The organism is Brevundimonas sp. LM2, assembly GCF_002002865.1.
Classification (GTDB): Bacteria; Pseudomonadota; Alphaproteobacteria; order Caulobacterales; family Caulobacteraceae; genus Brevundimonas.
Window position 1 is genome coordinate 2,824,067 of the sequence record NZ_CP019508.1, and the last position, 14,101, is coordinate 2,838,167.

The 14,101-nt window shown below is 69.7% G+C and carries 12 protein-coding genes; 8 read left to right on the forward strand and 4 right to left on the reverse strand.

The genetic code is table 11. The features are described from left to right. Positions 1-54: 54 nt before the first annotated feature. The 4 genes from BZG35_RS14020 to BZG35_RS14035 form a co-directional block, all read right to left on the reverse strand. Complete coding sequence (locus BZG35_RS14020; protein ID WP_171981966.1) at positions 55-2,802, reverse strand: PAS domain-containing protein; 2,748 nt, start codon at positions 2,800-2,802, stop codon at positions 55-57. Between the two features lie 65 nt (positions 2,803-2,867). After that, a complete protein-coding gene (locus tag BZG35_RS14025) occupies positions 2,868-3,332 on the reverse strand; it encodes a YcgN family cysteine cluster protein (RefSeq protein ID WP_077356437.1) in 465 nt (154 codons plus the stop codon). Positions 3,333-3,378: 46 nt separating this feature from the next. Beyond that, positions 3,379-3,951 carry a DUF1579 domain-containing protein gene (locus BZG35_RS14030; protein WP_150126050.1) on the reverse strand — a complete coding sequence of 191 codons (573 nt, stop codon included), beginning with the start codon at positions 3,949-3,951 and terminating at the stop codon, positions 3,379-3,381. Positions 3,952-4,022: 71 nt separating this feature from the next. Next, positions 4,023-4,811, reverse strand: a complete 789-nt coding sequence (locus BZG35_RS14035; RefSeq protein ID WP_077356441.1) for an AraC family transcriptional regulator — start codon at positions 4,809-4,811, stop codon at positions 4,023-4,025. 144 nt (positions 4,812-4,955) lie between these two features. On the opposite strand from BZG35_RS14035, the gene BZG35_RS14040 reads away from it, so the two are divergent. The 8 genes from BZG35_RS14040 (at position 4,956) to BZG35_RS14075 (ending at position 14,101) form a co-directional block, all read left to right on the forward strand. Beyond that, the gene (locus tag BZG35_RS14040) at positions 4,956-6,776 is read left to right on the forward strand and encodes an ABC-F family ATP-binding cassette domain-containing protein (RefSeq protein WP_077356443.1); all 1,821 of its coding nucleotides are present in this window, start codon (positions 4,956-4,958) and stop codon (positions 6,774-6,776) included. A 159-nt stretch (positions 6,777-6,935) separates the two neighbouring features. After that, the gene (locus BZG35_RS14045; protein WP_077356445.1) at positions 6,936-7,586 is read left to right on the forward strand and encodes a DUF4760 domain-containing protein; all 651 of its coding nucleotides are present in this window, start codon (positions 6,936-6,938) and stop codon (positions 7,584-7,586) included. A gap of 659 nt (positions 7,587-8,245) precedes the next feature. Next, complete coding sequence (locus BZG35_RS14050; RefSeq protein ID WP_171981967.1) at positions 8,246-9,328, forward strand: energy transducer TonB; 1,083 nt, start codon at positions 8,246-8,248, stop codon at positions 9,326-9,328. Between the two features lie 39 nt (positions 9,329-9,367). After that, on the forward strand, positions 9,368-10,408 hold the full coding sequence (locus BZG35_RS14055; RefSeq protein WP_077356449.1) for an ABC transporter substrate-binding protein: 1,041 nt from the start codon (positions 9,368-9,370) through the stop codon (positions 10,406-10,408). A 67-nt stretch (positions 10,409-10,475) separates the two neighbouring features. Next, entirely contained in the window at positions 10,476-11,249 is a 774-nt protein-coding gene (locus tag BZG35_RS14060; RefSeq protein ID WP_077356451.1) for an ABC transporter ATP-binding protein, read from the forward strand. After that, the gene (locus tag BZG35_RS14065; RefSeq protein WP_150126052.1) at positions 11,246-12,007 is read left to right on the forward strand and encodes an ABC transporter permease; all 762 of its coding nucleotides are present in this window, start codon (positions 11,246-11,248) and stop codon (positions 12,005-12,007) included. The genes BZG35_RS14060 and BZG35_RS14065 overlap by 4 nt, the downstream gene beginning before the upstream one ends. 76 nt (positions 12,008-12,083) lie before the next feature. Beyond that, positions 12,084-12,983, forward strand: a complete 900-nt coding sequence (locus BZG35_RS14070; RefSeq protein WP_077356453.1) for a hypothetical protein — start codon at positions 12,084-12,086, stop codon at positions 12,981-12,983. Further along, positions 12,980-14,101 carry a DUF2336 domain-containing protein gene (locus tag BZG35_RS14075; RefSeq protein WP_077356455.1) on the forward strand — a complete coding sequence of 374 codons (1,122 nt, stop codon included), beginning with the start codon at positions 12,980-12,982 and terminating at the stop codon, positions 14,099-14,101. The genes BZG35_RS14070 and BZG35_RS14075 overlap by 4 nt, the downstream gene beginning before the upstream one ends.

Below are 14,101 nucleotides of genomic sequence, written 5' to 3' on the forward strand. Positions count from 1 at the left end.
GAGTGCGGACAACTCGCGCATGGATGTTCGACACGGCGGGGCTGCGGACGCGCCTCAGACCGCGCGCCGCGCCAGGACCATGTCCTCGGGTCGGCTCAGCAGATCGGTCATCTGTCCGATCAGCTGGGCGATCTGGATCGGCTTGCCGACATGGCCGTCCATCCCCGCCGCCCGGCAGGCCGCGACCTGTTCCGGCTGGACATTGGCCGTCAGGGCCAGGATCGGGGTGGCCCCCACGGTGCCGCCCAGGGCCCGGATGGCGCGGGTCGCGTTCATCCCGTCCATCACCGGCATGTGGACGTCCATCAGGATCAGGTCGTAGCTCCCGCGCGCCGCGGCCTGCACCGCCTCGGCCCCGTCGCACACCGTATGCAGGTCCACGCCCCAGGCCTGCAGCAGGATCCGGACCAGTTCCCGATTGGCCGGCGCATCGTCGGCCATCAGCACCTTCAGCCCGGCGGGCAGATCCCCGGCCGTCTGGATCGTCTGCGCATCGGCCGCCTCGGCCGCGATCAGCGGCACCTCGAACCAGAAGGTCGAGCCCTCGCCCGGCCGGCTGGTCACCCCGATCTCGCCGCCCATCATCTCGATCAGCCGCTGGCAGATGGCCAGCCCCAGCCCTGTTCCCCCATACACCCGGGTGGTGGAGGCGTCCGCCTGGGTGAACCGATCGAACAGTCCGTCGATCTTGTCCGCCGCGATGCCGATGCCGCTGTCGGTCACGGCCACCCGCAGACGCGCGCCGACGGCGCCGACGTCCAGTCGGATCTGGCCGCTGGCGGTGAATTTCATCGCGTTCGACAGGAAGTTCAGCGCGACCTGCCGCAGCCGCCCCTCGTCGCCCATGATGGCGGCCGGCAGGTCGGAGGCGATGTCGACCGCCAGGCTCAGCCCCTTGGCCTCGCACTGGGTCTCGATGATCTCGGCCGCCGCGCGCGCCATGGCGGCGGGGTCGAAGGCCACCGGGTCCAGGTCGACCGCCTCGGCCTCCAGCTTGGAATAGTCCAGGATGTCGTTGATGACGCCCAGCAGGGCGTCGCTGGCGGTCGCGATCCGGTCGGCATAGCGCCGCTCCGCCTCGGGCAGGGCCGCGCTTTCCCGCAGCAGGCCGGCGAAGCCGATCACGCTGGTCAGCGGCGTCCGCAGTTCGTGGGACATGTTGGCCAGGAACTCCGCCTTGGCCCTGGCGGCCGCTTCGGCGACATCGCGCGCCGCGATCAGATCGTCCTCGAGCTGTTTGGTCTCGGTGATGTCGCGCACGACGTCGTGGAATTCGACGACCCTGCCGTCGGGGTCCCGGACCAGCGTCGTCCGCGCCTCCATCCAGCGCAGTTCGCCCGAGGCCAGCCGGGCGCGATTGGTCACGCCCGGCATGACCTCCCCGGGCGCGGCCTTGACCATCTCGCGGAACCGCGCGGCCAGGCCCGGGAGGTCCTCGTTCAAGATCAGGTCCGTGACGGGGGTGCCTTTCAGGGCCTCGGGCGAAAGGCCCGTCGCGGCCTCGATACTGGGCGAGATGTACAGGATGCGCCCGTCGACCCCATAGGTGACGATGATGTCGCTGGCCCGATCCGCCAGCAGGCGATAGCGGGCCTCGCTGGCCTCGATCCGCGCCCGGCTGAGCACGTTGTCGGTGACGTCCTGAAAGACGCCGAAGACGGCGGTGGTCACGCCGGCCTGGCGCTCGGGCCGGCAGCGGGATCGGACGATCCGCTCTTCCCCGTCGTCGCGGATGATCCGCAGTTGGAACTCGGCTGCATCGCCGGTGCGGATCGATCGGTCGCACGACGCCTCGACCGCCGCGCGATCATCCGGATGATAGCAGAGGATCGCATTACCCAGATTGGGATCGAAGGTTTCCCGCGTCTTGCCGTGGATCCGATAGACTTCGTCCGACCAGGTCACCCGCCCCGTGGCGACGTCCAGACGCCAGGACCCGACGCCGGCCAGGGCCTCCGCCATGCTCAGGGTCTCGACCATTTCGGCCTGGCCCCGCTCCAGTCGGACGCTGTCGGTGATGTCCTGGAACACGCCGAACAGGGACACCACGGTCCCGGTCGCGTCGCGCTCGGCCCGGGCCTGGGTGCGCGTCACCCGTTCCTCGCCGTTCCGGATCAACCTCAGACGCAGGTCATAGCCCTCGCCGGTATGCCGAGCGCGCTGGATTAGCTCCCAGACGACCGCCCGATCGTCCGGATGATAATGTCCGCCGATGCTCTGGAAATTCGGATTGACCGACCCAGGCTCCATCCCGTGTATCCGGAAGACCTCGTCCGACCAGGTGATCACGCCCGTCTTCAGGTCGCAGCTCCAGTGCCCGACCCCGGCCATGGCCTCGGACATCTCCAGCATGGCCAGGTGTTCGGCCTGACGGCGTAGCGATCGCGCCTGGTCGATCTCCTGACCCACCAGCTGGGCCAGCAGCCTCAGGCTCTGCATCTGGCTTTCGGTGGGCGTACCACGGGCGATCGTGTCGATCACGCAGATGGCCCCGTCCTGCCCCCCGTCCCGTGTAGTGATCACGGCCCCGGCGTAGAACCTCACGCCTTCGTCGGTCACCCAGCGATTTTGCGCGAACAGGGGATCTTTGGTCGCGTCCTCGACCACGAGTGTTGAACCGGGCTCCGTGCCGATCAGATGGCGGCAGAACGACTCCTCGACGGTCGCGTCCTTGTCGCCGAAGCCTCGGTTGGAGCGGAACCACACGCGGTCCCCGTCCTGGGCGGTGATCGCGGCGACCGGTGCCTGAAACAGCGCGGCGGCGAGCTCCGTCAGACGATCAAACGCGGCACTGTCGGACACGAACATACTCCATTCAGGCCAGCAGCGTTAATGCTCCAGCCCAAACAAAGCGTTACAGCCAAGCTTCACCCTCGTTCGGCCAGCCACTCCGGTGCCTCGTACGCCACCGCGTCCTCGGGCTTGTCCAGTTCGAGCTCGTTGATCGTCTGTCCCCGGATCGACACCCCGGCCGTGTGCACGGTTTCCCGGTCCCCGGAAATCAGGTGGTGCCAGTTCGCCAGCCCCCGTCCCTCGTGGATCCGGCGATAGGCGCACGACAGCGGCATCCACCCCAAGGCCTCGATGTTCCAGGGGGTCAGCTTGATGCAGTCCGGCACATGATCCTTGCGGTTCGCATAGTCGGTGCAGGCGCACAGCTGCCCGTCGAACAACTGGCAATGGACCTTGGTCGGGAAGACGTCGCCCGTATCCTCGTCCTCGAACCGGATCAGACAGCACAGCCCGCACCCGTCGCACAGGCTCTCCCATTCGGGCGCGGTCATCTGCTCCAGACGCTTGGTCTGCCAGAAGGGCGGGGTCGGCGGTGCCATGGGGCGCCTCTACGCCCCACCGGCTCCGACGTCCACCGCAGCCGTATCAGTCCGTCGTCGGGAAGGCGGCGTTGGCCGCCGGCCAGTCGCTGTCGCCTTTACGCGTCAGGGTCATCTCGAAAAACGCGGCCTGGGCCCCGCTGGCCAGGGTGATCACCCCCGTCTCGTGCCACACCCCGTCGCGCACCGTGATGTCGTAGGTGATCGGCCCGCCCGGGGTGTCCATGCGCCAGACATAGCCGTCCGGCTTCATCGTGATCGCCCGCGCCGACTCGTCGCCCCAGACGTGCGAACGCATCTCGATCCCGCCCCCGGTCCCCTCCGAGAAGACCGTGAAGGCATTGAACAGGGTGGCCCCGTCCGAACCGCGCGCCTTGCCCTCCATGACCCGGATCTCCCCGCCCAGCATGGGTCCGATCCGCTCCATCTGCTCGAAGGTCCTGACCGACCCATCGGGCAGGGTCATCCGCGCCGGCCCGATCCAGACCCCGTCGAACATGGCCAAGGGCGCGGTGATCTCCGGTCGCGGGGCGCGCGCCGGCCCGTCCTGGGCTGCCGCCGTTCCCGCCAGCAGCGCCGCGGCCACCATTGCTATCAGGCCCTTGCCTCGAATCCCCATGCCGTCCTCCCTGTCCCTGCGCGTACCATCCGCCGCCGCGGCGCGTCGGTCTTGAACGTTTCGGCCAGCCCTCACCCCGCGGCGAAGGCGTGGCGGATCTGGCGCAGGTAGGCGGTCACGGCCGTGGGCGGAGCCCCGAAGCTGACCAGCGCCTCGCGCGACAGATGCGCCTGGTCGGCATAGCCCGCCTCGGCCGAGACCGGGGCCAACCGCGCCCCGGCCTCCAGGCTCAGCACGCAGGCCCGACGCAGCCGCCGAACGCGGGCGAAGGTCTTGGGCGACAGGCCTACCGCCATGGCGAAGCGCCGTCTCAGCGTGCGTTCGCTGATCCCGGCCTCGGCCGCGGCCTGGTCGATCCGCACCCGCCCGTGCGTGGCGATGATCCGGTCCGCCACCGCGGCCACCGTTGAATCTTCCGCCACACGAGTGAACGGCCAGGCCGCCATGGCGGCATCGACCCCCGCGACCTGGCCGTCGGTCAGGGGCATCAAGGCGACCTTGATCCAGGCTGCAAGCGCGGGATCCAGAGCCGCCTCCAAGCGTCCGGCGTTGGCCAGGGCCGTCGGATCGGCTCCCGGGATCCTCAACCGCCCTCCCGGTCTCAACCGGACCCCGACGGACACCGCCCCCCGCGTCACTTCAGCCACATGGGCGGTCTCGCTGGGCCCCGCCACGCCTGCGGTCAGCATCCCGTCGCCGCGCTTGACCAGGACCAGGTTCACGGCCCCGTCCGGCGGGATCACATGCCTCAGCCGCTCGGGTTCGTGCGCCTCCAGGCGAAATCGCCAGAAGGCTTCCACATCGCCCTGAAGCGCCGCGGTTGGCGTATATTCCTCATAGATCATGGCGACCGGAACCATGCCCCGCCGCGAGCCGGCTGTCACCGGCCTGGCGACTCGCCATCCTCCTCGGCGACCGCCAGGCTCGCGCCGGGCAGCCCGTGCAGTGCACAAAGTGCGCCCTGCCATGGTGAAGCGGGGTCCGGCGGTCTATATCGCCGGCCCATGGCTCCCCGCTCCTCCCCCCGCCCCCCGCTCGTCGCCTTGAAAGACGTCCGTCTTCAGGACGGCACCCGCCCCCTGTTCGAGGGCGTCGACCTCGCGCTCGAGCCGCGCACCCGCTCTTGCCTGGTCGGCCGCAACGGGGCCGGCAAGTCCACCCTGATGAAGATGGTCATGGGCCTGATCGAGCCGGACTCGGGCACCCGGAGCATCCAGGGCGCGGTCCGCTTCGCCTATGTGCCGCAGGAGCCGCTGATCGCCGGCGATACCCTGCTGGACTACGCCACCTCCAATGACGCCGAGAGCTGGACCGCCGAGGCCTGGCTCGAGACCTTCGGCATGGACCCCAACAAGTCCACCAAGGGCCTGTCGGGCGGCGAGATCCGCCGCGCCGCCCTGGCCAAGGCCTTCGCCGAGGAGCCCGACCTGCTTCTGCTGGACGAGCCGACCAACCACATGGACATCCTGGCGATCGAGCTTCTCGAGACCGAGATCATCAACGCCAAATGCGCCGCCCTGATCGTCTCCCACGATCGCGCCTTCCTGAACCGCGTGACCCAGTCCTGCCACTGGCTGGAGGGCCGCCGCGTCCGTACCCTGAACAAGGGCTTCAACGACTTCGACGAATGGGCCGCCAAACAGCTGGAAGAGGAGGCCATCGCCTTCCAGAAGCTGACCAAGACCATCGAGCGCGAGACGGCGACCTTCTACAGCTCCATCACCGCCCGCCGCAGCCGCAACGAGGGCCGCGCCCGGTCGCTCGACGCTCTGCGCGCCGAACGCGCCGAACAGGCCAAGGACCGCCCGCGCGAGTTGCAGCTCGGCGTCGATTCCGGCGGCACCTCTGGCAAGCTGGTCGCCGACCTGAAGGGCGTCTCCAAGTCCTTCGGCGACCGCATGGTCATCAAGCCCTTCACCAGCCGCATCCTGCGCGGCGACCGGCTCGCCATCGTCGGCCCGAACGGCGCGGGCAAGACCACCCTGGTCAAGATCATGCTGGGCGAACTGGCCCCGACCGAAGGCACCGTCAAACTGGGTGCCAGCCTCGAGACCGTCTACCTCGACCAGTCCCGCGACGGCCTGAAGTCCGACACGACCCTGTGGGACGCCCTGACCCCCGGCGGCGGCGACAGCATCATCGTGCGCGGCATCTCCAAACACGTGGCCGCCTACGCCAAGGACTTCCTGTTCCAGGAGGGCCAACTGCGCCAGCCGATCTCGACCCTGTCGGGCGGCGAGCGCAACCGCCTGCTGCTGGCCATCGCCCTGGCCAAGCCCGCCAACATGCTGGTCCTCGACGAACCGACCAACGACCTCGACATGGACACGCTCGACAAGCTGGAGGAGCTGCTGGAGGCCTATGACGGCACCCTGATCCTGGTCAGCCACGACCGTGACTTCGTCGACCGCCTGGCCACCTCGACCATCGGCATGAACGGCCGCGGCGACATCGTCGAGACCCCCGGCGGCTGGACCGACTTCATCCGCCAAAATCCTGGATTCCTGAAGCCCCAGGCCGCCGGTTCGGCCCCGGCCGCAAAGGTGCCTGAGCCCGCCCCGCAACCGGCCGCGCCCGCCGCCAAGCCCGGCAAGCTCTCCTTCAAGGACCAGCACCGGCTGAAGGAACTGGACGCCCTGATCCACGCCCTCCCCGCCGACATCGCCGCCCACGAAGCCACCCTCGCGGACGTCAACTTCTACGCCCGCGACCCTTCGGGCTTCGCCAGCACCATGAAGGCGCTCGACGGCGCACGGGCGAAGCTCGCGGCCGCCGAAGAGGAATGGCTGGAACTGGAAGGCAAGCGCGAGGCCATGGTGGGGTGACGAGAGACCGTATCCAGTCGCCGTCGAACCCTGCCATCTTGATTTTCGAGTCCCTATCTCGTATTTGAAAACGCGAAGGTGAGAGACATGCGCGGCATCATCCGAGACTGACCTGATCATCGTGACGCCCTTGCGATCCTCGACGCAGGCGCGGTCCTGATGGCCTTCCCGCCAGATCCCGGGCCTTGGGCTCCCTACGTCGGCGCGATCGCGACTGTCGTCTCCGTATCGATCTCCGCATCCATCGCCTTGGGCCTCGCTTTGACCCAGTTGTCGACCGCGCGCGGCATTGCCCGGATGCGCGCTACTTTGGACCTGATCGAAAAGGCCGAATCCTCCGAGCACTACATTGGCGTAACGCGTGTATTCTCCGACTATCGTCGTCGCGAGGCCTTCCTTGATCTGGTCGATCCGCCCGATGCGTTGAGAAGCGATCGGTTCGCTGTGCTGGGCTACCTCAACCACTACGAGACGATCGCCCTGTTCATCCGCAAGAGCGTGCTCGACGGTCCGACCTATAGGGATTGGATCATTGGGACCTTGGTACGGGACTGGAACGCGGCTTCCACCTTTGTCCAAAGGGAACGATGGGGCTGGGATCCGCACACACGAACGTGGGTCTACGACCCCAGCCTGCTTCAAGCCTTGGAAGGGCTGGCCTGTAGCTGGAGCAGCTCAGCAATCCGCCTGTCCGACGGCTCTGGTCCACCCCCTACTGTCGCTCCCGGTCGAGAGGACGACCCGCTCCCCCCGCTCGACAAGCCCATCGAACCAGACGGTGCAGATTCTGTGGAAAACCCAGAACGCTGATCTGCAACCGCAAATCCGCTCCGTCCACAGAGGTTAACAGGCTTGTCCACCGAGGCCCCTGGCGTCATGCACAGCGGGCCTGAAGGGGGCGCTTGCCGTCTAACCGATTTGGCGCGAACGTCAACAGGCCGAGGGACACGGCGGCGCGGAAATCCAGGGAGACCAGGGTTTCAAGCGGGTCGGTCCGGCTCTCTGACCAAGGGGTCCACGCCGCTTCGGTGGCCTGGAAAGACCGGGCAGGGTCCAGGCTCCCGACACGGAACGCTACGGCGGGAAAGGTCGCGGGGAACCGGACTGGGATCGGTGGACGAGGGAAGGGTCAAAAGCCCGGACGCAACGCCACGGACCAGGAGCCGCCAGGATACAGCCGACCGTCGCCGGGTTCGCCCGCCGGCGCTGACGCCAGGGTCCGACACCTCAATGGCCAAGTCCCAACCCGGACTTGGTGGGGGGACGCCAGCACCGGTTCGCCCGGACTTGCGTCCCCTCGCTCAATTCTGGCGCGAGATTTCACACATCCGGGATGGACGGACCGATCACCGACTTCCACTGTCCGGCTGTGCCGGGGGTGGATCATGCGGATTTTTTCGACTGTCGTCTGTGTCGCGCTGACAGTCTCCGCGCAGGCGCGAGCCCAATTGGAGCCGCCGTTGCCGCCCGTGATCGTTCCTGGAACGCCGGGTGTCCTCGCGATCCTACGCGCGACGGGATCGGTGGTCTGCGCCGATGGACCGGTCGAGACCCTGACCCTGGAGCCCATCGCGCCGGGTTTCGTTTCGAACGGGTCTTCGTCCTCCCCGCAGGCCCGGTTCGAGGCCGAGCGCACGATCCAGTTCTCGATCGATCCGGACGGCCGGCCGGTCGATCTGCGCCCCCTGAACGACGGCCGCGCCTTGTCCGACTTCCGCGATCGGGCCTCTGTCCAGGAAGCCCAGGCCGCCTTGGCGGTGTCGCGCTTTCCCGCCGAGGCGCGCGCGAACTGTCGCATGGTGGTCCAGCGCGATTTCCTGCCGATCAGCGAGGCCACCCCCGCCCAGCTCGTCCAGGCCTTCGGTCCTTCGTCAGGTCAGGATCCGGGCACCCAGGCCGTTCGTTCGGCCTTGGTGGGGCAGTGGGGGGACTGCTCGACGCGGCGCAGGCCTCGACTGGCCAGCTATCCCGACCCTCGCGCGGGATCTCCCACCCCGGGACAGAGGGTGTGGTCCGTGACCCGGTTCGACATCGGCCCCGACGGTGCCACGGCGCGCGTGGAGACGGCCGGCTCCAGCGGGGATCCCGCCTTCGACGCCGAAACCCGAAGGGCCGTGGGCGAGACCCGCTTCTTCGAGGGCGGCTCCGACACCGGTTGCTTCACCAGGTTCGGCCGCCACGGCGCCACCCTTGCGGCCCCAGCCATGCCGCCCCTTCCGACCGACCCCCTGCAGGACTGTCCTTCGGAGATTGAACAGGCGTTCCGCCCCGGTCGACTGAACTACCCGACCATCATGCAGTCCCGCGGCGTGGAGGGTTGGGCCAGGGTCCGCTACGATCTCGCGCCCTGGGGGCAGGTCGGAAACGTCGCGGTCATCGACGCCCAGCCGTCGGCCGTCTTCGGCGACGCGGCGCACGCGATCGTTGCCCAGGGGCGGAGCGATGGAGCCTTCAAGGCAGCGATCCGCTGCGTCTCGGTGGTGCAGTTCCGCATGCCCACCGCGACGGACGCTCCCTCCAACGGCGACACGCCGCCTCCCGCGCCATTCTGAACGCTTCCCAAGCGTCAGCGCGCGACTTAAACCTCGGCCATGGCTGAGCCTTGGATTCGTCCGTCCACCCTTGATCGCCGGACGCTGCTCGTCGGTGCCGGTGCGGTCGTGTCGGCCGGTGCGCTCGCCGCATGCGGTAATTCCGAAGCCCCAGTCGACGACCAGGGCCGGGTCCGCATCCGCTTCGCGACCGACTGGCTGGCCCAGGCCGAGCACGGCGGCTTCTACCAGGCCCTGGCCTCGGGGGCCTACGAACGGCGCAACCTGAACGTCCAGATCATCCAGGGCGGCCCGGGCGTGAACGTGCCCCAGCTGCTGGCCGCCGGGGCCGTCGAACTTGGCATGGGCTCCAACAGCTTCATCCCGCTGAACCTCGTCGCGGAGGGGGCTCCGGTGAAGGCCGTGGCCGCCTTCTTCCAGAAGGATCCCCAGGTCCTGATCGCCCACCCGGACGACACCCTGACCGGCATCGCCGACCTGGCCGACCGGCCCTTCCTTCTGGCCGACGCCTCGATCACCGCCTTCTGGGTCTGGCTAAAGGCCAAATACGGCTTCACCGACGACCAGGTGCGCAAATACACCTTCAACCCCGCCCCCTTCCTGGCCGACGAGCGGGCGGTGCAGCAGGGCTATCTGACCTCCGAGCCCTATACGATCGAGAAGGTCGGCGGGTTCGAGCCGCGCGTCTTCCTGCTGGCCGACGAGGGCTATCCCTCCTACGCCACCATGGTGCTGTCGCCCGACGGGTTCGCCCGCGATAACGCGACGGCCTTGCGCGCCTTCATCGCCGCCTCGGCCGAGGGCTGGCGCGACTACATCCGCGGCGACCCCAAGCCCGCCGACGCCCTGATCAAGGCGGCGAACCCCGACATGACCCAGGACATCCTGGATCAGGCCCGGGCCCGGCTCAGCGAATACGGCGTCGTCGATGCCGGCGACGCGGCGCTGTACGGCCTTGGCGCCATGACCGATGAACGCTGGCAGGCCTTCTTCGAGGTCACCAGCCAGGCCGGCGTCTATCCGCCCAACCTGAACTGGCGCGACGCCTTCACCGACAACTTCCTCCCCGGCCGTGGCTAGGTCGCAACCGCATCGCTCTCCGCCCCCTGGGCGGAGACAGGCCGCGTAGCGGCGGGAGGCGGGCCGCATGGATGCCCCCCAACCGGAGCCCGTAGGCGCGGAGGCTGTATTCGCGCTCCAGGGCGTCACCGTCCGCTACCCCGGCCGCCCCCGGCTCGGACCGCTCGACCTGACGGTGACCTCGGGTCAGATCGTCGCCCTGGTCGGGGCGTCGGGGGCCGGCAAGTCCACCGCCCTGCGACTGCTGGCCGGCCTGGAGCCGCCCGCGTCCGGCCGGGCCCTCCGCCCGGCCGGCGGCCGGACCGCCTTCGTCTTCCAGGCTCCGACCCTGATGCCCTGGGCCGACGCCCGCACCAATGTCGCCCTGCCGCTGGAACTGTCCGGCACCCCAGCGACCGAGGCGCGCCGCCGCGCGGACATCGCCCTCGCTGCCGTGGGCCTGGGCGACCGCACCACGGCGCGCCCGCGCCAGCTGTCCGGCGGCATGGCCATGCGCGTGTCCCTGGCCCGCGCCCTGGTCGTGGAGCCCGACCTGCTGCTGCTCGACGAGCCCTTCGCCGCCCTGGACTCGATCACCCGCCGCGCCCTGATCGAGGATCTGCATCGCATCGCCACCCGCCGCCCCCTCGCCATCGTCTTCGTGACCCATGACGTGGAGGAGGCCGCCTACCTGGCCGGGCGGGTGGTCGTCCTGTCCGCCGCCGACGGCCATGCGGTCGCCGATCTCGCCCTGCCCGGCCCCCTGCCCCGCCCGGCCGGATGGCGCGGCGATCCGGCCTTCCGCGCGGCCGTCGAGACGGTCGCCGACGCCCTCGCCGCCAGCATGGGACAGACGGCATGACCCGCCTGACCCAGACCCTTCCCGCCCTGCTCCTCACCGCCCTGCTGATGGCGGGATGGGAGGCCGCCAGCCGCCTGTTCGATGTCCCCGTCTATGTCCTGCCGCCGCCCAGCGCCGTGATCCTGGCCCTGATCGACAACGCCCCCGTCCTGGCCGGATCGGCCTGGCAGACCTTCTGGATGGCGTTCAAGGCCCTGGTCCTCGCCGTCGCCCTGGGTGGCGGCCTCGCCGTCCTGGTGTCGCTGAACCGCACGGCCGAGCGTGCGGTGGCACCCCTGGCCGTCACGCTTCAGGTCACGCCGGTCGTGGCCATCGCTCCGCTGGTGTTGATCTGGGCCGGACTGGACCATGCCGATCGGGCGGTGACGGCCCTGGCGGCCGCGGTGGCCTTCTTCCCGGTCTTCTCCGGCGTCCTGACCGGGCTGAAGTCCGCCGATCCCGACCTGGAGCGCCTGTTCGACCTGCACGGGGCCTCCCCCCTGCAGCGGCTGTTTCGTCTGCGCCTGCCGTCGGCCCTGCCGTTCGTGCTGGAAGGCGTCCGCGTCGCGGCCGGCCTGTCGATCGTCGGGGCCGTGGTGGCCGAGTTCGTGTCCGGCTCCGGTGCCACACAGGGTCTCGCCTGGCGCCTGCTGGAAGCCGGCAACCGGCTGCGCACGCCCGACCTGCTCGCCGCCCTCGCCTGTCTGGCCGCCATGGGGCTGGCGCTGAATGCCCTGACGACGGCGATCCAGCGGCGCGTCCTCGCGGCCCTGACGTGAAACCGCGGGCGTCGTTAGCCCCGGGTTAAGTCGCCCTACCTAGGCTGGCGCCGATATGATTTACCGGAGCCGCACCTTGCCGAGCCGCGCCACACGATTCGCGATCCTGCTGGCGGCCACGGGCGTAGCCGGCGGGCTGATGGACACGGTCCAGGCCCAGACGACCGCGGCGGGTCCGGGTCCCCGCTACATGACCTGGGCCGGCCGGCCCACCACCACGACACCAGCCGGCGTCATTGCCGCCGAGGCAGAGACGAAGGCGCAAACGGAGCCCGAGCCGGCCCCGGCCCCGACCCGCAGAGCGATGATTCCGCGCCAGGTCGCGCCGACCCAGGCGGTCTCGCGTCCGGCGCTTCAGCCGACCCCGACGCCCCAGCGGGTGTCACGCGGACCGACGCCCGCCAGCGTCTGGCTGGATCCTCAGCCGGTGCCCGCCTTCGCCCTTGGCGCTCCGGATCCGCTGGCCTACACCCGCGAGACGCCCGCCCCGGCCGCCGCCGCGGACAGCACGACCCAGCCGGTCTGGTCTTCCGCGCCGGTCTTGCAGCCGCAGCCCGAAGATCGTCCGCAGGCGGTACCGTCTGCGGCCCCGGCCGCCCCGCGACCCGCAGACCCAGCGGCGGTGGCCGATCCCATGGCCCCCCGCGCCGACGCCCCGATCTTCCGCCTTCGCCCCCAGGCCGCGCTGCCGCAGCCGCAGCCCGCGGCGGCGTCGGACCCGGCGGCGCCTCAGGTCTATGCCGAGGCGGCTGCGCCCGTCCCGGCGCTCGCTCGCCCTGGGCAGCAGACCAGCCGCTACTATTCGGTCCACCGCGAGGCCGGTCACGCTCCGGACCGCACGCCCCTGCCCGAGGCCGTGTTCTACGACAGCGTCGCCCTGGACCTGGCCGAACCGCCCGAGACCGAGCTCCCTCAGCGGGATGCCCAGGGCCGCCTGCGGCCGCCCGTCCGCGACGAAGATCCGGAACGTCCATGAGCGAGACCCTGGTCCCCCCGCGCCGCGAACCCGCCGAGCTCGGCTCGCGCTTGCCCGACCTGATCGCCCTGGCGCACGAGCCGTCCAGCGAGAAGCGCCGCGCCCTGCTCCGCGAGCTGACCGACCATTTCTTCGGTGGCGGCGTGCGGACGTCGACCGAGAACGCCCTCTACGATTCCGTGCTCACGGACCTGACCGTCGAGATGGAGGTCGCCGTCCGGGCCGAGCTGTCGGAGCGCTTCGCTTCGGCGCCGGACGCCCCGCGCGGCCTCATCCGCCGACTGGCCAATGACGAGGTCGCCGTGGCCGATGCGGTGCTGCGCGCCTCCACCGTCCTGACCGACGAAGATCTGCTGGGCGTGGTCCGCTCGCAGGGCCAGGGCCACCTTCGCGCCGTCTCGGTACGCGCCAGCGTGTCCGAAGCCGTCTCCGACGTGATCGTGGAACGCGGCGACGACGAGACCCTCGGCACCCTCCTGCGCAATGACGGCGCCCGACTGTCGCGGACGGCGTCCGAAACCGCCGTCGAGCGCGCCAAGGCCAATCCGACCCTCCATGCCGCCACCGTCGAGCGCAAGGAGCTGCCCGCCGACCTGCTGAACGACATGTATTTCGTGGTCGAGGCCCGGCTGCGCCAGCGGATTCTGGAACAGAACGCCGCCATGGACCCGGTCCTGCTGGAAAGCGCCCTGGCCGCCGGTCGCGCCCGCGTGGCCGCCGACGACGGCACCCTTCCGCCTGACTATGCGAAATGCCTCGCCTATGTGAACGAACTGCGCGCGGCCAATCAGCTCACGCCGACCATGTTGGCCCGGTTCCTGCGCTCGGGCAGCAAGACCTCGTTCCTGATCGCCCTGGCCCAGTTGGCGGACGTGCAGTTCCACACCGCCGACCAGATCGTCGAGCGCCGGGAGCTGGATGCCCTGGCGGTGATCTGCAAGGCCGCCGACCTGGATAGGGCCCTGTTCCTGACCTTCGCCGTGGTGATCCTGAACACCGACGGCGACGCCATGGGCAAGGCCCACAGCTATGCCCGCATGTATGCCGAGCTCACCCGGGACGCCGCCCTGCGCACCCTGCGCTTCTGGCGCATGCGCCGCAGCTCGGCCGCGGCATAG